A 1,507-nucleotide genomic window follows, 5' to 3' on the forward strand; every position below is an offset into this window, starting at 1 on the left:
GGGGGGGAGTTAGTTGGTTGGTGGGGAATAAGGATTTTTGTACCTTTTCTTAGACAGGTGATATCTAATACTAAATCGCCGGGGTCGGTGGTCATTAAGAGACAGCGTTGGATGACTTTATTTGATGTTTGAACTACATAATTCATATTTGAAGGTGCTGATGTATCACTCCACATCGCAGTTAAAGGAGATATTGCGTAATCGCTTAATTTAAGTGCATATCTCAGCGTTTTTCCGTCTTCATAGGGAATCAATCTTCCTTGCTGTTTTAATCTATCCATTCCTTCTTGACTGGTTTTCCAGCACTTACCTTGAGGGGGATGATAAGTTTTTCCATTGATTTGAACGGGAAAAACCCTGTCACTACTGATACCAATTGGACTCATTGAAACTAATTGGACTAAATCAGTTCCATCAGGTAAAAGTTTATGATTATTTATTTCTTCAATATTTAATTTTCTAGTTGTTCCATCAGGTAAAATTCCATAATTCCAATGATTATCGCCTTGAACATTCATATCTTGGAAGATTTGTTTATATTTAAGATTTTCTTTTTTCTTGGCATAAAATAATATAAAATCACCTATTTCCTCTAAAAGTTTTGCTCCTAAAGGCATCGTTTTTTTTCTAAACTTAATCAAACTAACAAAATTCTCCCCGCCAAAAACCTCATCCATCAACTCCCGAACATGATGAACATTCTCATCGGAAATCTGCACAAAAACACTCCCGCTATCAGTCAACAACTCCCGGGCCAACAACAAACGATCGCGTAAATAACTCAGATAGGAATGTAACCCTAATTCCCAAGTATCCCGATAAGCTTGCACCATCTCTGGTTCGCGGGTGAAATCATCGTCATCGTTGTGTTTAACGTCGCGTTTTCTCACAAAAGGTTGAAAATTAGAACCAAATTTTACCCCGTAGGGAGGGTCAATATAAATCATCTGCACCTTACCCCCCATCCCCTCGTATTGCAGTAGGGAGTTCATCGTCACCAACGAGTCACCGAGAATCATCCGGTTTACCCATTTATCGTGATACTCATAAGCTCGGAGAATCTGGTCAGTAATTGACCATTTAGGGTCATTAAATAGATTCAATTGTTCCCCTTTTTCCACCTTGTGGGATTTCAGGGTTTCAATAATTGCCCTAGTGGATAAACGTTCATGGACAAATAGGGGTAAAGTCGGCACTTGAAAAGATAACCTTTCGGCCTTTCCTGTCCAATTTAAAAACGGTTCACCGATTGCCTTGAGTTTACGCGCTGCTATTTTGGCGGTTTCTAAATCTTCTGCCGCGAGAATTTGCTCAATTAAGGCCTCAGCTTCTTCTCGTGCGGGGTTTTCATCCCAGTTTAACTCCGGGGACAAGGAGGAATCATCGAAAATTTTGGGTCTGAAACCCCGTCGTTCTACGACGGCTTTACTGTTAAATATTAGCCCATTTACGAAATATATGCTAAAATGTGAGGTATGGAAAAGCTATCGCTACCGATTTTACCCCA

General features: G+C 39.8%; 1 protein-coding gene. It reads right to left on the bottom strand.

Going from position 1 to position 1,507, the window contains the following annotated elements:
* Window positions 1-1,373, bottom strand: a 1,373-nt coding sequence (locus IQ242_RS24570) for a site-specific DNA-methyltransferase (protein ID WP_228021200.1), incomplete at its 3' end; no start/stop codon positions are given.
* Between the last annotated feature and the right edge of the window lie 134 nt (window positions 1,374-1,507).

It is taken from the genome of Microcystis sp. LEGE 08355, from assembly GCF_015207185.1.
Taxonomy (GTDB): domain Bacteria; phylum Cyanobacteriota; class Cyanobacteriia; order Cyanobacteriales; family Microcystaceae; genus Microcystis; species Microcystis panniformis.